Origin of the sequence: Rhizobium sp. NFR03, from assembly GCF_900111275.1 — a bacterium.
GTDB lineage: Bacteria > Pseudomonadota > Alphaproteobacteria > Rhizobiales > Rhizobiaceae > Ferranicluibacter.
Genome location: NZ_FOGR01000007.1, coordinates 123,831 through 140,210, shown reverse-complemented (window position 1 = coordinate 140,210; position 16,380 = coordinate 123,831). Strand labels below are relative to the sequence as shown.

Annotated in this window: 14 protein-coding genes; 3 read left to right on the top strand and 11 right to left on the bottom strand. The window is 63.1% G+C overall.

Annotation, left to right across the window (positions count from 1 at the left end; translation table 11 throughout):
• The first annotated feature begins 113 nt into the window (after positions 1–113).
• Positions 114–539, top strand: a complete 426-nt coding sequence (locus tag BSG19_RS20000; RefSeq protein WP_092989784.1) for a DoxX family protein — start codon at positions 114–116, stop codon at positions 537–539.
• A 4-nt stretch (positions 540–543) separates the two neighbouring features.
• On the opposite strand, the gene mce is transcribed toward BSG19_RS20000, so the two are convergent.
• From mce to speB, 5 genes are all read right to left on the bottom strand, one after another.
• Positions 544–945: a methylmalonyl-CoA epimerase gene (gene mce, locus BSG19_RS19995; RefSeq protein ID WP_092989783.1), complete on the bottom strand. Its 402-nt coding sequence runs from the start codon at positions 943–945 to the stop codon at positions 544–546.
• Positions 942–3,122 (bottom strand): methylmalonyl-CoA mutase, encoded by a 2,181-nt coding sequence (scpA, locus tag BSG19_RS19990; protein ID WP_092989782.1) that lies wholly within the window; start codon positions 3,120–3,122, stop codon positions 942–944. The genes mce and scpA overlap by 4 nt, the downstream gene beginning before the upstream one ends.
• 60 nt (positions 3,123–3,182) lie before the next feature.
• Positions 3,183–5,186 (bottom strand): acetyl-CoA carboxylase biotin carboxylase subunit, encoded by a 2,004-nt coding sequence (locus BSG19_RS19985; RefSeq protein ID WP_092989781.1) that lies wholly within the window; start codon positions 5,184–5,186, stop codon positions 3,183–3,185.
• A 55-nt stretch (positions 5,187–5,241) separates the two neighbouring features.
• Positions 5,242–6,774, bottom strand: a complete 1,533-nt coding sequence (locus BSG19_RS19980) for an acyl-CoA carboxylase subunit beta (RefSeq protein WP_092989819.1) — start codon at positions 6,772–6,774, stop codon at positions 5,242–5,244.
• Positions 6,775–6,861: 87 nt separating this feature from the next.
• Positions 6,862–7,911, bottom strand: coding sequence for an agmatinase (speB, locus tag BSG19_RS19975; RefSeq protein ID WP_092989818.1), 1,050 nt, complete (start codon positions 7,909–7,911; stop codon positions 6,862–6,864).
• A gap of 380 nt (positions 7,912–8,291) precedes the next feature.
• On the opposite strand from speB, the gene BSG19_RS19970 reads away from it, so the two are divergent.
• A complete protein-coding gene (locus BSG19_RS19970) occupies positions 8,292–9,191 on the top strand; it encodes a DMT family transporter (RefSeq protein ID WP_092989780.1) in 900 nt (299 codons plus the stop codon).
• Positions 9,192–9,213: 22 nt separating this feature from the next.
• On the opposite strand, the gene BSG19_RS19965 is transcribed toward BSG19_RS19970, so the two are convergent.
• The 5 genes from BSG19_RS19965 to BSG19_RS19945 all read right to left on the bottom strand — a co-directional run bounded on the left by BSG19_RS19965 (position 9,214) and on the right by BSG19_RS19945 (position 14,439).
• Complete coding sequence (locus tag BSG19_RS19965; RefSeq protein WP_092989779.1) at positions 9,214–10,278, bottom strand: ABC transporter permease; 1,065 nt, start codon at positions 10,276–10,278, stop codon at positions 9,214–9,216.
• Complete coding sequence (locus BSG19_RS19960) at positions 10,275–11,849, bottom strand: sugar ABC transporter ATP-binding protein (protein WP_092989778.1); 1,575 nt, start codon at positions 11,847–11,849, stop codon at positions 10,275–10,277. The genes BSG19_RS19965 and BSG19_RS19960 overlap by 4 nt, the downstream gene beginning before the upstream one ends.
• Positions 11,846–12,496: a DUF2291 family protein gene (locus BSG19_RS19955; RefSeq protein ID WP_092989777.1), complete on the bottom strand. Its 651-nt coding sequence runs from the start codon at positions 12,494–12,496 to the stop codon at positions 11,846–11,848. The genes BSG19_RS19960 and BSG19_RS19955 overlap by 4 nt, the downstream gene beginning before the upstream one ends.
• A gap of 71 nt (positions 12,497–12,567) precedes the next feature.
• Positions 12,568–13,509 (bottom strand): D-ribose ABC transporter substrate-binding protein, encoded by a 942-nt coding sequence (locus BSG19_RS19950; protein WP_092936922.1) that lies wholly within the window; start codon positions 13,507–13,509, stop codon positions 12,568–12,570.
• Positions 13,510–13,611: 102 nt separating this feature from the next.
• Entirely contained in the window at positions 13,612–14,439 is an 828-nt protein-coding gene (locus tag BSG19_RS19945; RefSeq protein ID WP_092989776.1) for a phosphogluconate dehydrogenase C-terminal domain-containing protein, read from the bottom strand.
• A 187-nt stretch (positions 14,440–14,626) separates the two neighbouring features.
• Here BSG19_RS19945 and BSG19_RS19940 point away from each other — a divergent pair, with 187 nt between their 5' ends.
• Positions 14,627–15,184 (top strand): 3'-5' exonuclease, encoded by a 558-nt coding sequence (locus tag BSG19_RS19940; protein WP_092989775.1) that lies wholly within the window; start codon positions 14,627–14,629, stop codon positions 15,182–15,184.
• A gap of 9 nt (positions 15,185–15,193) precedes the next feature.
• Here the strand turns inward: BSG19_RS19940 and BSG19_RS19935 are convergent, their stop codons facing one another.
• Positions 15,194–16,351, bottom strand: coding sequence for a GGDEF domain-containing protein (locus tag BSG19_RS19935; protein WP_170866047.1), 1,158 nt, complete (start codon positions 16,349–16,351; stop codon positions 15,194–15,196).
• Between the last annotated feature and the right edge of the window lie 29 nt (positions 16,352–16,380).

Sequence of the window (16,380 nt, the reverse complement as noted above, 5' to 3'; positions counted from 1 at the left end):
TTGCGAGGTCAAGGCCCGCCGCTTCCCTGAAGCGGCGGGTTATCCGTATTGTGGTGTCACATGTTAACGGAAGCTGACATAATCCTCGCTCTTCACGGGAGGATGAGAGCGCTATGGAAAGAGTGACGCGCGGCAATGAACGGCATAGCGGCCTGCGTGTCGGGCTCTCCTTGTTCTATGCAGCCGCAGGCATGCTGCATGTGGTCTGGCCCTCGCCCTTCCTGACAATCACGCCGGGCTGGGTGCCCTATCCGCACATCGTCATTGCGCTGACCGGCGTCTGCGAGCTTCTGGGCGCCATTGGCCTCTGGCTTCGGCCCACCGAGCGGTTCGCCGCCTTCGGCCTCGCGCTTTATGCCATCTGCGTCTACCCCGCCAACATCAAGCATGCCATCGACGGGCTGACGGCGGTCGATGCGGGCGCCCTCCCCTGGCTCTATCACATCCCGCGTCTGGCGCTCCAGCCGGTGCTCGTCTGGCTACCGCTCTACGCCGTCGGCATCCTGCGCTGGCCGCTCGGGCGACGGGCGAGACCATAGAACCTTAGGCCTGCTCGAACTCCAGAAGCGCACCTTGCGTGTCTTTCGGATGCAGGAAAACGACAGGCTTGCCATGCGCGCCGATCTTCGGTCGGCCATCGCCGAGAACGCGGATACCGTTGGCCGCGACAATACCTGTCATCCCGGCGATGTCGCCGACATCAAGGCAGATGTGATGGAGACCTCCCGAAGGGTTCTTCTCCAGGAAGGCCGCAATGGGAGAGTCTTCGCCGAGCGGATGGAGCAGCTCGATCTTGGTGTTCGGCAGCGCGACGAAGACGACGGTGACACCATGCTCGGCAAGATCCTGCGCGTCGGACACCTCTGCGCCCATCGCGCGATATTGCGAAGCGGCCTTTTCCAGATCAGGAACCGCGATGGCGACGTGATTGAGGCCGGTGATCATGCCTCCCCTCCCGTATTGCGCCGCTTGCCTTCCAGGATATCGAGGATCGCGTTGGCGGCCTCCATGACATTGGTGCCCGGCCCGAAGATGGCGGCAACCCCCTGCTCCAGAAGGAACGCATAATCCTGCCGGGGGACGACGCCGCCGCAGACGACGATCACCTCACCCCCGCCATTCTCCCGCAGTGCCGAGATCAGCTGCGGCAGCAGCGTCTTGTGGCCGGCTGCCAGCGACGAGACGCCGACGACGTGAACCTTCGCGGCCAACGCCATTCCGGCCGCCTCGTCCGGCGTCTGGAACAAGGGACCGGCGAGGATTTCAAAGCCGATATCGCCGAAGGCCGACGCGATGATCTTCGCACCGCGATCGTGACCATCCTGCCCGAGCTTTGCCACCATCACCTTCGGCCGCATGCCGATGCGAGCCGTGACCGCGGAGATGCGCGCCGTCAGCGTCTCCAGTTCCGGATCGCCCTTGTAGGCGTTACCATAGATATCGCTGACGACCGCCGGCACGGCGGCGTGATCGCCGAAGACCACGCGCAGGGCATCCGAGATCTCCCCGACAGTGGCGCGCGCACGCGCAGCATCGACGGCCAGTTCGAGTAGATTTCCGGAACCGGTTCTTGCAGCTTCGGTCAAGGCATCGAGCGCCGCCGTCACCTCCGACGCGCTGCGGCGACGGCGGGTTTCTTCGATACGACGGATCTGGCCCGCGCGCACCGCGGCATTATCGATGTCGAGAATGTCGAGATCGTCCTCCGTCTCCAGCCGATATTTGTTGACGCCGACGATGACCTCCTCGCCCCGATCCACCGCCGCCTGACGCCGGGTGGCCGCTTCCTCGATCAGCCGCTTCGGATATCCGTCGGCCACCGCCTTCGTCATGCCACCCAGCGCCTCGACCTCCTCGATCAGTGCCCAGGCTTTCTCCGCAAGCTCGGCCGTCAGGCTCTCGACGTAATAGGACCCGGCGAGCGGATCGACCACTTTGGTCACGCCGGTTTCATGCTGGAGGATCAACTGCGTGTTGCGGGCGATGCGGGCGGAAAACTCCGTCGGCAACGCAATCGCTTCATCGAAGGAATTGGTGTGCAGAGATTGCGTACCGCCCAGCACCGCCGACATCGCTTCGAACGCGGTGCGGACGATGTTGTTGTAAGGGTCCTGCTCCTGCAGAGACACACCGGACGTCTGGCAATGCGTGCGCAGCATGAGGGACGACGCCTGTTTCGGCCCGAACTCCTCCATGATGCGCGACCAGAGCAGGCGCGCCGCCCGCAGCTTTGCCGCCTCCATGAAAAAGTTCATGCCGATGGCGAAAAAGAAGGACAACCGTCCGGCGAAGGCATCGACATCGAGACCTTTGGCGATGGCAGCCCGGACATATTCGCGCCCGTCCGCGAGCGTGAAGGCCAGTTCCTGTACCAGCGTCGCGCCGGCCTCCTGCATGTGATAGCCCGAGATGGAGACGGAGTTGAACTTCGGCATCTCCCGCGCCGTGTAGTCGATGATATCGGCAATGATCCGCATGGAGGGTTCCGGCGGATAGATGTAGGTGTTGCGGACCATGAACTCCTTGAGAATGTCGTTCTGGATGGTGCCGGAGAGAGCCGCGCGCGGCATGCCCTGCTCCTCTCCTGCCACGATGAAGCTCGCAAGGATCGGAATGACGGCGCCGTTCATGGTCATCGATACCGAGACCTTGTCGAGCGGAATGCCGTCGAACAGGATCTTCATGTCCTCGACACTATCGATAGCGACGCCGGCCTTGCCGACATCGCCTTCCACGCGCGGGTGATCGCTGTCATAGCCACGATGGGTGGCGAGATCGAAGGCAACGGACACGCCTTGCTGACCGGCCGCCAGTGCCTTGCGGTAGAAGGCATTGGACGCCTCGGCGGTCGAGAACCCCGCATATTGCCGGATCGTCCATGGCCGTCCCGCATACATGGTCGCGCGCGGACCGCGGGTGAAGGGCGCAAAGCCCGGCAGCGACCCGAGATGATCTACGCCCTCGAGGTCGTCTGCGGTGTAGAGCGGCTTGATGGCAATGCCCTCCGGCGTCTGCCAGGTGAGGCCGTCGGGGGAGCGCTTCAGCTCCTTCTCCGCCAGTTCCGTCCAGTCGGACAAGGTGTCGGTCGCGACAGCTGACTTGTCTTGCGAATGTTTCGTCATCTCTTCGTCCTCGATGCCCGTCGCGACGATAACCGCCGCATGCCGTGATGGCGACCGGGATCATTCAAATTCAAGCACGACCTCGTCCACAGCCAGGCTGGTGCCCGCCTCCACCGCCACGCGCTTCACCACGCCGCGACGCTCGGCGCGCAGGATGTTCTCCATCTTCATCGCCTCGACGGTCGCTAACGGCTGACCGGCCTCGACTGTCTCACCGACGGCGACAGCGATCGCCGTGATGACGCCGGGCATGGGGCAGAGCAGCAGTTTCGATGTATCCGGCGGCAGCTTCCTCGGCATTATCCGGGCAAGTGCTGCAACCTGCGGCGAGCGGACATGCGCCTTGACCTCCATGCCGCGCCAGCGCAGGCGGATGGCGGAACCGATGAGGTCAATCTTGACGCCGACCGGCTCGCCACCGATGACGAAGCGGGCATGGGAGGCTCCGGGAACGTAGGCGCCAGCCGTCGAGAGCACGGTGCCGTCCGCAAAGCGAATGGCGGTGCCTTCCGCGCCTGCCTCGATGGTGACCGCAAGCTCCGTTTCATCGAAGCGCACCACCCACGCCTTCGATACGGTGCGGCGGCGATGACCGAGGGTGCCGGAGATCTGCACCGCGCGCTCCTGCAATACCTGGTTCACCAGTGTCGCCACGGCCGCCAGCACCCGCTCCGCTGCCGTATCCGGCGCCACGCCGCGGAACCCGTCGGGAAACTCCTCTGCAATGAAGGCCGTGGTGATCCGGCCAGATCGGAAACGATCGTGCTGCATGACAGCCGAGAGGAAAGGAAGATTGTGGCCGATACCCTCGACCTCGAAATCATCCAGCGCCTGCGACATGGTATCGATGGCCGAGAGCCGGTCCGGGGCCCACGCGCAGAGCTTGGCGACCATCGGGTCGTAATACATCGAGATCTCGCCGCCCTCCGTCACCCCGGTATCGTTGCGCAACACGCAACCGTCGGCCGTCTCGCCTTCTGCCGGCGGACGATAACGCGTCAGGCGACCGATGGACGGCAGGAAATTGCGGTAGGGGTCTTCGGCATAGAGCCGGCTTTCGATGGCCCAGCCGTTCAGCGTCACATCGTGCTGGCCAAATTGCAGGGCCTCGCCGGAGGCCACACGGATCATCTGCTCCACCAGATCGATGCCGGTGATCAGTTCCGTGACGGGATGCTCGACCTGAAGGCGAGTGTTCATCTCGAGGAAGTAGAAATTTCGCTCGCCATCCACGATGAACTCGACCGTGCCGGCCGAATGGTAGCCCTCCGCTTTCGACAGCGCCACGGCCTGCTCGCCCATGGCGCGCCGGGTCGCCTCATCGAGAAACGGCGACGGAGCCTCTTCGATGACCTTCTGGTTTCGCCGCTGGATCGAGCATTCGCGCTCGCCGAGATAAAGCACGGTGCCGTGCCTGTCGCCCAGTATCTGGATCTCGATATGGCGGGGTTGCGTCACGAACTTCTCGATGAAGATACGATCGTCCCCGAAGGAACTCTTCGCCTCGTTCTTCGAAGACTGAAATCCCTCGCGAGCCTCCGTGTCGTTCCATGCGATCCGCATGCCCTTGCCGCCGCCGCCGGCCGAAGCCTTGATCATCACGGGGTAGCCGATCTGCGAGGAGATCCGCACGGCCTCGTCCGCGTCCGCAATCAGGCCCATGTGACCGGGCACGGTGGACACACCGGCTTCGGCTGCGATCTTCTTCGAGGTTATCTTGTCACCCATCGCCTCGATGGCGCCGACCGGCGGCCCGATGAAGATGACGCCCGCCTTTTCCAGCGCCGCGGCAAAGACCGCATTCTCAGACAGAAAGCCGTAGCCGGGATGCACGGCGTCCGCCCCCGACGTGCGAACGGCGTCCAGAATACGGTCGATGACGATATAGGACTGGCTTGAGGGCGCCGGGCCGATATGGACGGCCTCGTCGGCCTCCCGCACATGCAGCGCCTCGCGGTCCGCATCGGAATAGACCGCGACCGTTTTGATACCCATCTTCCGCGCCGTGCGGATGACCCGGCAGGCGATTTCGCCACGGTTGGCGATGAGAATTTTCTTGATCACGGGCTCTGGTCCAATCTCGATTGGCTGACGGGAGAATGCGAAGGCGACGGGGACCCTAGAGCGGGATCGTGTCGTGCTTCTTCCAGTGGGTCGTGACCTGCTTGTTGCGCAGCGAGGCAAAGGCGCGCGCGATGCGCCGGCGCGAGGAGCGCGGCATGATCACCTCGTCGATGAACCCGCGCTCCGCCGCCACGAAGGGATTGGCAAACCGCTCCTCATACTCCTTCGTCCGGGCTGCGATCTTCTCCGCATCCGAAAGCTCGGAGCGATACAGGATCTCGGTTGCGCCCTTCGCCCCCATGACCGCGATCTCGGCCGTCGGCCAGGCATAGTTGATATCGGCGCCGATGTGCTTGGAGGCCATGACATCGTAAGCGCCGCCATAGGCCTTCCGGGTGATCAGCGTCACCATGGGAACGGTCGCCTCCGAATAGGCAAACAGCAGTTTCGCGCCATGCTTGATCACGCCGCCATACTCCTGCGCCACGCCGGGAAGAAAGCCGGGAACATCCACCAGCGTCAGGATGGGGATGGAGAAGGCATCGCAGAAGCGGACGAAGCGGGCGGCCTTGCGGGAGCTGTCGATGTCGAGGCAACCGGCAAGCACCATCGGCTGGTTGGCAACGATGCCGATGGTCTCTCCTTCGATACGGATGAAGCCGGTAACGATGTTGCGAGCGAAAGCCTCCTGCAACTCGAAGAAATCGCCCTCGTCGGCAATGGCGAGGATCAGTTCCTTCATGTCGTAGGGCTTGGACGAACTGTCGGGAATCAGACTGTCGAGCCGCGCCTCGACGCGGGTCGGATCGTCATGCACCGGGCGAACGGGCGGTTTCTGCCGGTTGTTCAGCGGCAGGAAATCGAACAGCAGACGCACCTGCTCCAGCGTTTCCACGTCGTTCTCATAGGCTGCATCGGCAACCGAGGACTTTCTGGTATGCGTGCCCGCGCCGCCCAGTTCCTCCGCCGTCACGATCTCGTTCGTTACGGTCTTCACGACATCGGGACCGGTGACGAACATATAGGAGCTGTCGCGCACCATGAAGATGAAGTCGGTCATGGCGGGCGAATAGACGGCGCCGCCGGCACAAGGACCCATGATCACCGAGATCTGCGGAATGACGCCGGAAACCTCGGCATTGCGGCGGAAGACCTCCGCATAGCCGGCCAACGAGGCCACACCTTCCTGGATGCGTGCGCCGCCGCTGTCGTTCAAGCCGATCACCGGCGCGCCGTTGCGCACAGCCATGTCCATGATCTTGCAGATCTTCTGCGCATGGGTCTCAGACAGTGAGCCGCCGAGTACCGTGAAGTCTTGGCTGAACACATAGACCTGGCGGCCGTTGATGGTGCCCCAGCCCGTCACCACGCCGTCGCCTGCGGTCTTCTGCTCGGCCATGCCGAAATCGACCGCGCGGTGCGTGACGTACATGTCGTATTCTTCGAAGGAGTCCGCGTCCAGCAGCACGTCGATGCGCTCGCGCGCCGTCAGCTTGCCCTTTCCATGCTGCACATCGATACGCTTCCGCCCACCCCCGAGCCTGGCTTCCGAACGGCGCTTCTCAAGCTCAACCAGAACGTCCCGCATCGAATCCTCCCGCATCTTCGATCCGTTCTATGCGAAGTTTCGGTCTACGAGAACTCTCGCGAGAGCGCTTGAGGCGAATTACCGACGTCACGGCTTCAAGGACGGGCTGAACGCGAGCAGGCTGAGAATCTCGAACAGCATCTGCGCCCCGGCCTGTGCGGTGTTGGTCGTGCTGTCATATTGCGGCGCGACCTCCACGACATCACCACCGACGAAATTCAAGCCTTTCAGGCCGCGTAAGAGCTCCAGCGCCTCCCGCGTGGTCAGGCCGCCGATCTCCGGCGTTCCCGTGCCGGGTGCAAAGGCCGGATCGAGACTATCGATATCGAAGGACAGATAGGTCGCTCCGTCGCCGACAATCGCCCGCGCCTTCTCGATGATCGCGGCGATGCCCAGACCGCTCACCTCCTCCGCATGGATCACAGTCATTCCTGCATCGTAGGAGAATTCCCAGAGATATTCGGACGAGCCGCGAATGCCGATCTGGATGACCCGCGTCGGATCGAGAACGCCGTCGAGGACCGCGTTGCGGAACGGGCCGCCATGGTGGAACTTGGTCAGGTCGTACGCACCACCCGTGTCGCAGTGGGCATCGATATGAATCATGCCGACCGGCCGATCCCGCCCGACGGACCGAAGAATGGGGTGCGTGACGGAATGGTCGCCGCCGACCGACAGTGGCAGGATGCCCTTGGCGACGATCCTGTCCACATGCTGCTCGATATCCTCGTGGCTCATCTCCAGCCGGTAGCGGCTGCGAAACGGAACATCGCCGATATCGGCCACGCGAAGCTCATGAACGGGCGCGACCTCGAGGACATGGTTGTAAGGCCCGATCCGCTCGATCGTCCGCAGTGCTCGTGGTCCGAAGCGGGATCCGGTGCGGTTCGTCACGCCGAGATCCATGGGAATACCGAGCAGCGCCACTTGCAGCACGTCGAATGCCTCGGCATCTCCCGGCTTCACCAGAGGCGCAGACAGCAGCGTGGGGATGCCGGAATAAGGCGCGGCGCGTGTGCCGCTCTCGGAAAAGATATGCGCGGCCACGCGACGAAAGCGCGGATCGGCGATCTCGCCTCCGTGAGCGTCCGCATATTTCTCCCGCAACTCCCGCAGTCTCTCGTCGGTCAACGTCATCAAGGATGCTCCCGTCATTTCAGAGCCTGACGGTATCGCGCTGTCTCCGCAATTCAACCGAAATCGGCAGCAGCGCGCCTGAGCAACCGATCAGGCAGCCCGCGCGCGCGGTCTGTCGTCCTCATCCAGCAGGCGGAAAAAGGACGACCCGACAGCGGTGATGCCAAGCACGAACGGTGTCACAAGCACCAGCACCTTGGTCTGGATCTTGATCCGACATCAAACGATCGATCATGACATGCTTCCCCACCCTCAAGGCCGCACCGGAGTGACCGGCACAAAATGTGACAGAATTTGCCGTTGCGGCGCAAGCCGGTTCCTGCCATTGCGGCGGTGTCGATGGCTTGGCCCTTGTTCAAGGGGCGCCGCTGGAGGGTCACATGGTTTCGGACATCAAGGACAAGGGACCGCTGACAGGCATCGCGCTGGCCTCGGCGGGATATGCCTGCTTCGCCTTGCAGGATGCGATCGTCAAATGGCTGGTGGCGGACTATGCGGTGCCGCAGATCCTCTTCTTCCGCAGCCTCGTGATCGTCGCCATCACCGGCGTGCTCGTTCGCGTTCGCAAACACCCCTCCGCCTGGCAGAGCCCCCACCGGAAGACACTGGTGCTGCGCGCGGCGCTGATGCTGGTCGCCTGGCTGCTGTTTTACAATGCGGCCCGCACGCTCGGCCTTGCGGAACTGACGACGCTCTATTTCTCGGCGCCGATCATGGTCATGTTCCTGTCGATCCTCGTGCTGAAGGAAACGATCGGCACGGGGCGCTGGATCGCCTGTATCGGCGGCTTCATCGGCGTGGTCGTGGCCGCCAACCCCACGCATTCACCGAACCTCCTGCCGGCCGCCATGTGCGTCGTTGCAGGTTTCTGCTGGGCCTGGAGCACGATCCTCGTGCGTCTTGTCAGCCGCAGCGAATCCACGCTGACCCAGATGTATGCGACGAGCCTTCTCTTTGGCCTTGCCTGCGCGCTGTCGCTGCCCTGGGTGTGGACGACGCCGGATGCGACGGGCTGGGGCCTCCTGCTGGCACTCGGCCTCATTTCCACGATCGGGCAGTACCTGCTCTATGACGGCTTTCGCTACGCGCCCGCTTCCGCCATCGCGCCGATCGAATATACCGGCCTGATGTGGGCCTTCATCTACGGCTATCTGATCTGGGCCGAGGTGCCTGCCGTGAACGTCTTCATCGGCGCCCTGCTGATCGTTACGTCCAGCATCGTGCTCGTCTTCTGGGAGCGACGGGAACATGGCTCCCGCCGCAAAGGCTCGCCGGCCTGAGCGATGTCCGGGAGGATGACGATCAGCCTTTCTTGGCCAGTTGCATCAGGGCGACCTGCTGCTGCAGCCGGCGCTGGGCCTGATCGACCACCACGGCGACGATGATGACGATGCCTTTGATGACCATCTGCCAGAAGGAGGAGACTCCCATCATCACGAGCCCGTCCGACAGGATGCCGATGACGAAGGCGCCGATGATCGTTCCGCCGATCGTGCCCCGCCCGCCCGACATGGACGTGCCCCCAAGGACCGCGGCCGCGATGGCATTGAGCTCGAACGAATTGCCCGTTGCCGGATGTGCGGCCATAAGTTCGGATGAAATGACGATACCGACGATGGCCGCGCAGAAGCCGGAGAACATGTAGACGAACATCTTCACCCGGTTCACCCGGATGCCCGACATGCGCGCCGCCCGCTCATTGCCGCCGACGGCGAAGATCTGGCGGCCGAGCGGCACGTTGCGGGCGAAGTAGGCTGCGGCAAGCGCGACGACGATCAGGATCCAGATCGATACCGGCAGGCCGATGATACGGCCCGAGCCCAGAAAGCCGAAGCCCGTGGTGGCCAGCTCCGGTTTGCCGATAAGGTTCGGAAAGGTCTGACCGTCCGACGAGAGCAGCGCGAGGCCACGGGCCACATAGAGCGTGCCGAGCGTGGCGATGAAGGGCGCGACGTTCAGCCGGGTGATCAGCAATCCGTTGACCGCGCCGATGAGGATGCCGACGGCAAGCGTGATCAGGCAGACTTCGACGATGTTGAAATAGATCGTGTAGCCGATCTGCAGATCGATGCCGTTGAGGATCAGCCCGCCGGCCACCATGCCGCAGAGGCCGACGATGGAGCCGACCGACAGGTCGATGCCGCCGGTGATGATGACGAAGGTCATGCCCATGGCGAGGAACGCGTTGAGCGCCACATGCTTCGACATCAGGATGATGTTGGCCGTCGAGAGAAAGTTTGGCGCAAAAGCCGAGAAGAAGGCGATGACGGCGAAAAGCGCGATGAACGTGCGCAGCTTCATCAGCGTCAACAGAAGCGAGCCGCTGTCCGTCGCGGCTGCCGGTGTGGTCGTGGTGGCCGTCGTCATGGCGCGATATCCCCGCTTGTCTGTGTCGATTTGTGGCCGATCGATGCCGCGCGCACGATCGCTTCCTCGCTTGCCTCCGCCCGGTCGAGAATGGTGGTGATGCGACCATTGCTCATCACGGCGATCCGGTCGGAGAGCGCCATCACCTCCTCGAGATCCGAGGTGGAGAACAGGATGGCGAGCCCCTCGCCCGCCAGACGGCGCATGGTGCGGAAGACGTCGGCCTTCGCGCCGACATCGATACCGCGGCTCGGCTCGTCCATCAGCAGAACCTTCGGCTTCGTCATCAGCGCCTTGCCGATGACCACCTTCTGCTGGTTGCCGCCGGACATGGAGGTGACGTCGAAATCCGGGTTCGGCGCCTTGATGGCGAGATCCCTGATCGCGGACGCGATGGCAGAGCGTTCACGCTCACCGGCAATGTGAAATTTGAAGCGCACGAACCGGTCGAGGCTGGCAAGCGTCAGGTTCGCGGCGATCGACAGCACCTGCACAAGGCCTTCGCGCTGCCGGTCTTCCGGGATCAGCGCCAAGCCGCGCTTGATGCGCGTCGGCGTGTCGCGCGCGGCGATCTCCTCGCCATCGACAAAAATGCGGCCGGTCGCATGCGGATGCTGTCCCATGACGCATTCGAAGAACTCGCTGCGCCCGGCGCCCATAAGGCCATAAATACCCAGCACCTCGCCCGCCCTGACGGAGATCGAGAGATGATCGACCGCAAGTCCTCCCGTTCGTCGTGCAAGCGAGATATCCTCCGCACGGAACGCTTCGCGACCCATGGCGTGATCGACGGATTTCGCGAAATCCTTGGCGTCCGAGCCGATCATCGAGCGGACGATCCAGCGGGTGTCGATGTCCTTGACCAAGGCCTGGCCGGTAATCTGTCCGTCCCGAAGCACGGTGATGTGGTCGCCGATGCGCATCAGCTCTTCCAGCCGGTGCGAGATGTAGACGATCGCTACACCCTGCGCCTTCAGCTCGGCGATCACCTTGAACAGGATATCGACTTCCGCGGCGGACAGGGCCGAGGTCGGCTCGTCGAGAATGAGAATGCGCGTGTCGAGGGAAAGCGCCTTGGCGATCTCCACCAGCTGCTGCTGGCCGATCGGCAGGTCCTCCACCATCGTCTCCGCGCTGATACCGGCATCCAGCCGGTCGAGGAAAATGTTGGCTTTCTCGATCTGCGCCTTGTGATCGATGCCGGTAAAGCCGCGGACGATCTCGCGGGTCGCGAAGATGTTCTCGGCGACGGACAGGTTGCCGAAGAGGTTCAGCTCCTGGAAGACCATGCCGATACCGTGTTTCTGCGCATCGGCCGGCGAATGAAATTCGACCGGTTTGCCATCGAGCAGAATGCGCCCGAGCGACGGACGCTCGACACCGGCAATCATCCGCATGAGCGTCGATTTGCCGGCCCCGTTCTCGCCGACAAGCACGTTTACCGCGCCGCGGCGAAGCGACAGATTGGCATTCCTGACCGCGACGATGCCCGAATAGACCTTAGTCACGTCCTCCAGTTGAAGGATGATGTCGTCCTCGACCGCGCTGCTCGTATCGGGAGCCATCGTCATGGTTCCAGCGTCAGGGCGACGGGCGTCAGCAGAGGCAATTGACCTTTCGCCGGCACGGGAAAAGCGCCAACCGCCTCGATCCTCCTGCCATCAAGCCCTTCGCGCGGCAGTGCCTGCAACAGCTGAGCGTTGAGATGGGCATTGAAAGCCTTGCCGAATTCGGCCCACTGGATCTGGTTCTTGAACCGGTTGAAACTCACGAAATCGAGGCTGTCGCGGATTGCCGTACCCTTGATGACCGGCCCGATCTGGACCCGAACATCCGCTTTTCCGTCGCCATCGATATCCGTGTCGAGATAGCCGGCGCGCGACGTGGTCTCGGCCTTGATCACGATGCCCGAAACCTTGGCGGCATAGGTCCAGGGGGCGTTGCCCTCCTTTTCCTTGTGGCCGTATTTCGCGGCAGCCGCATCGGGATCGGAAGCGATCAGCGCTGCGACCTCGGCATAGGCACCGGCTTTCGACGTGAGGTAGGGCAACACCTTAGGCGTCCATAGATCCGTCGCCTGCCTCTCGGGATTGAAGCCGCCGCTTGCGGCCTCCGCAGCTTCTTCGGCCGTCGGCGTCTTGATGATCTTGCAGCCGGCCAGGACCATGATCGTGGCCGAGACGAGGCAAAGCGCGGCAGCGGCGGTGAAACGCGGCATTCCGTCAACTCCGGATGGGAAAAGGCGCGGGCGGCGCCTGTGGACGAGCCGCCCGCCTCGTAAGATCGAGATCAATCCTTGAGCGCGAAGGTCTCGAGCTTGTCGGCATTGTCGGCGTTGATCAGCACGCAGTCCATCAGCTGTTTTTCTTCAGCCGGCGCCTTGCCTGTCTTGATGTACGCATCGGCCTGCTCGACGGCCATCTGGGCCTGAGCGTAAGCCGGCTGCATCACAGTCGCCTTGATGCCGCCCGCCTTGATGCTGTCGCGAACATCGTTGGAGCCGTCGAAGCCGACAACGATCACGTCCTTGCGACCGGCCGCCTGCAGCGCCGCGATCGCACCCATCGCCATCGTGTCGTTGCCGGCGATCACGCCCTTGATGTCCGGATTGGCCTGCAGGATGGTCTCCATCTTGGAGTAGCCTTCCGTCTGGCTCCAGTTGGCGGACTGCTGCGCCACCATCTTCAGATCAGGATATTCGTCGATGATATCGTGGTAGCCCTTGGAGCGAATGCCGGCATTGAGATCCGCCTCGCGGCCCAGCAGCTCGACGTAATTGCCCTTCTCACCCATCAGCTTGACGAACTCTTCGGCGCCAAGCTGAGCGCCCTGATAGTTGTTGGACACAATCTGCGAGACGGCAACGCCTGTCGCATTAATTTCGCGGTCGATGAGGAAGGACGGGATCTTTGCGTCCTTCGCCTTCTGCACGGCGGCGATCGAGGCTTCGGAGCCGGCATTGTCGAGAATGATGGCTTTGGCGCCGCGGCCGATAGCGGTGTCGATCAGCTGCGACTGCTTGTTGGCATCATCGTCGTGGACGAGAACGAGCGTTTCGTAGCCAAGCTCCTTCGCTTTGGCTTCGGCGCCGACGGCTTCGGCCTTGAAGAACGGATTGTCATGGCTCGGGGTAATGATCGCGATAAGATCGGCTGCGTAAGACGGCATGGCCGTGCCGAGCGCGAGAACGCCGGCAAAGGCGGCGAGGGTCAGTCTGCGTGAAAGTTTCATGTGGTTCCTCCCGGTGGTATCTGTTCGAAGGACCCGCCTCCCTGCGGGTCCTGTTCCCTCATCGGACGAGCCCGCCCGAGAGCGGAACCGTCGATCTCTTGATCAGGTTATGCGCCGGATGCTCTCGGCGATTTCCTGCGGCTCGAAGACGTTCTTCCAGTCGTCGCGCATCAGCGCGGGGATGCCGAATTCGATGGCCTTGTTGCAGGCATCCGAGAACACGCCATCGACTTCCTTGAAGATGACGGCGCCCAGCACGTTCATGTGACCGAGCAGGAAGTCGCGTGCCGCCTGTTCCGGCACGCCGCGCTTCACGCACTCGTCCAGCGCCTGACTCATGACGACCAGCAGCGAGGCGCAGACCGTCTCCGAAAGACCCGGCTCCAGGATCGCCATCTGCTCGACCGTCACCCGGTGCGAGCGCATCACCGGCGCCCAGATGGTCTTGGCCACCTCTTCGCCGAGCGCATAATGCTCTTCCGGCCCCTGCATCAGCGCAGAGACGATGTGCTGCTTGGCGGCGATCCCGCCGAAATGATCCTTCTTCGCCGCCATCTCCGTCTCGTCGTTGAAGATCGGCGGATGGCAGGGGTGTGTGACGAAATAGGTGATATCGGCCCGTTCGGGCAGGTGGCCGGCAAAGGGTGCGGCAGCATCCAGCACGACAACCATGGTTCCGGGCGCGAGCTTGTCGATAATGCCGGAGGCGACTTTGCCGATGGCCGTATCCGGCACGGCGAGCACGACGACATCCGCGCCATCAAGCGCCTCATCCACGGAGAAGCAGGCGAGACCGAGGTCGGCCTGAAGCCGCGCCCGGCCGGCCTCGCTCACCTCGACAGGGCGAATGTCGAAGCGCGAGCCGATGAGGTTGCGCGCCAGCCGCGTGCCCATTTTGCCGCCGGCGCCGAAAAGTGCAATCGATGTCATATGTGTTGATCCCGTTCTGTCGGAGCATCTAACGACAACTGGTATAATGAGTCAATGATCATTTCACATGATGTCGTCTGCTCGTTTGATTCAGGATGCCGCTCTGTGCGCTCGGCATGAGGCAATGAATCGCGTATGACCGCGAACGTCTGTGCTCTCATGCCGCACATCATTCTGGACCGAAACGATGCTCGTGTTTCTCGATTTCGAAGCCTCCTCTCTTGGCAAGAAGAGCTATCCGGTCGAGGTCGCCTGGGTCTTCGAGGATGGCACGTCGCGCTCCCACCTCATCCGCCCGGCGCCCGAATGGGATGACTGGTCCATGAAGGCCGAGCGGATCCACGGACTTACCCGCCGCCGTCTCCATCAGGAAGGCACGCCCGTGGAAGACGTTGCGCGCGAGATGCTGGAAACGCTCGGGGGCCATGCGCTTTATGCCAGCGCGCCCTCATGGGATGGAAAATGGCTGAGCGTGCTGCTGCGCGCGGGCGGCCTGCCGCGCCACGCGCTCAGGCTCGGGAAATCCGACGATGTGTTTCTGGAGCACGCCCGGGCGATCATGGATGGCACATTTACGCGCCGCGAGATCGCCGATTTTGTCAAAGGCATGATCGAAAGCACCGAGCCGGCGCAACCCGCGCACCGGGCGCTCGGCGATGCGACGCTGGAGCGCACGCGGTGGCTTGCCATCCGCGACGCCGCGACACAGGCTGCCGCCGGGCGAGGCAACGTCAGTTCCGAATAGAGCGAACGATCAGGCGACAGCGCGTGCCGAGGGCGGACGCGGCTCGGACAGCCGTTCGCCTTCCGTGAACACACAGTTTCTGCCTGCCGTCTTCGCTGCATAGAGGGCGCGATCGGCGCGGGCCACGACCTCGTAGATGCTGAGGTCGCCGCTGCGCGATGCCGCGACGCCGAAGCTGGCGGTGACCGCGCTGACGCCGATCCGAGACCAGTCCGTCGATCCGATCCGCGCATGCATGGCATGCGCCACCGGAAGCGCGGCATCAAGCGCGATGCCGGGCAGGAAGATCACGAATTCTTCGCCTCCGAACCGGGCGAGAACGGCACCGTCGGCCGGTTCCAGAGCCAGAATGCGGGCCAGCTCCGCGATCACCGCATCGCCGGCGGCATGACCGTACCGGTCGTTGACCCGCTTGAAATGATCGATATCGCAGACGATCACCGCGCCCGCGGTCGTCTTCTGACCGGACAATCTGTCGAAGCCGCGGCGGTTGAACAGACCCGTCAGCGGGTCCTTTTCGGCGACATCCTTATAGCGGCCGATCACTTCCAGCGTCACGCAACCGAGCGCCGCCAGCGCCAGCAGGATACCGATGACGGCGCTGGTCGCCTGCATGAAGAAGGCATAGGGCGAAGCGAGGAACGTTTCGAAGTCGCTCGGATTGCGGTTCAGCACCGTCATGACAATGTTGCGGACGATCGAATCCGCGATGATGGCGAAGACAATGCCGACAAGAACGCGCTGCAGTAGGCCCCGCGCATGCCGAACGACGGCGAAAGCTGGCACCGCAAGGCAAAGGGACGTGAGCAGGTCATTGGCCGCGAGGGATATCGTCGGGTTTTCGAGAACAAGCGTCGAAATGACGGAGGCGACGATGCCGACCGCAACGATGCCTGCTCTTGGCCAAACCGGCAGTTGCCGATGGAACTGCGCCAGCAATCCCTGCCCGTAGAAGCTCAACGCCAGCAGGAAGAGCGTGTCGGCCACCACCGACCTGAACGGACCGGGAATGGCTTCCGGCAGAACCGGCATGATGAAGCCCAGAGCGGCAGAGAGAAAGCCGGCTCCCCACCAGGGGGCGGACCGCGGCTCGTGGCGCCCGACAAACAGGAAGGTGAGCCCGAAGGCGAAAAGAATGACCGGCAGAAGAAACGCAAAATTGTCCATGCCAGCCCCGTTTCTCATGCTTCCCGTGT

Bases quoted from the DNA above. Each gene is read 5' to 3' on its own strand.
- BSG19_RS19970 (WP_092989780.1), top strand. From the start codon at position 8,292: ATGGTTTCGGACATCAAGGACAAGGGACCGCTGACAGGCATCGCGCTG.
- BSG19_RS19935 (WP_170866047.1), bottom strand. From the start codon at position 16,351: ATGGACAATTTTGCGTTTCTTCTGCCGGTCATTCTTTTCGCCTTCGGG.
- BSG19_RS19980 (WP_092989819.1), bottom strand. From the start codon at position 6,774: ATGCGGGACGTTCTGGTTGAGCTTGAGAAGCGCCGTTCGGAAGCCAGG.
- BSG19_RS19940 (WP_092989775.1), top strand. From the start codon at position 14,627: ATGCTCGTGTTTCTCGATTTCGAAGCCTCCTCTCTTGGCAAGAAGAGC.
- BSG19_RS20000 (WP_092989784.1), top strand. From the start codon at position 114: ATGGAAAGAGTGACGCGCGGCAATGAACGGCATAGCGGCCTGCGTGTC.
- BSG19_RS19950 (WP_092936922.1), bottom strand. From the start codon at position 13,509: ATGAAACTTTCACGCAGACTGACCCTCGCCGCCTTTGCCGGCGTTCTC.
- BSG19_RS19955 (WP_092989777.1), bottom strand. From the start codon at position 12,496: ATGCCGCGTTTCACCGCCGCTGCCGCGCTTTGCCTCGTCTCGGCCACG.
- BSG19_RS19965 (WP_092989779.1), bottom strand. From the start codon at position 10,278: ATGACGACGGCCACCACGACCACACCGGCAGCCGCGACGGACAGCGGC.
- mce (WP_092989783.1), bottom strand. From the start codon at position 945: ATGATCACCGGCCTCAATCACGTCGCCATCGCGGTTCCTGATCTGGAA.
- scpA (WP_092989782.1), bottom strand. From the start codon at position 3,122: ATGACGAAACATTCGCAAGACAAGTCAGCTGTCGCGACCGACACCTTG.
- BSG19_RS19945 (WP_092989776.1), bottom strand. From the start codon at position 14,439: ATGACATCGATTGCACTTTTCGGCGCCGGCGGCAAAATGGGCACGCGG.
- speB (WP_092989818.1), bottom strand. From the start codon at position 7,911: ATGACGTTGACCGACGAGAGACTGCGGGAGTTGCGGGAGAAATATGCG.
- BSG19_RS19960 (WP_092989778.1), bottom strand. From the start codon at position 11,849: ATGACGATGGCTCCCGATACGAGCAGCGCGGTCGAGGACGACATCATC.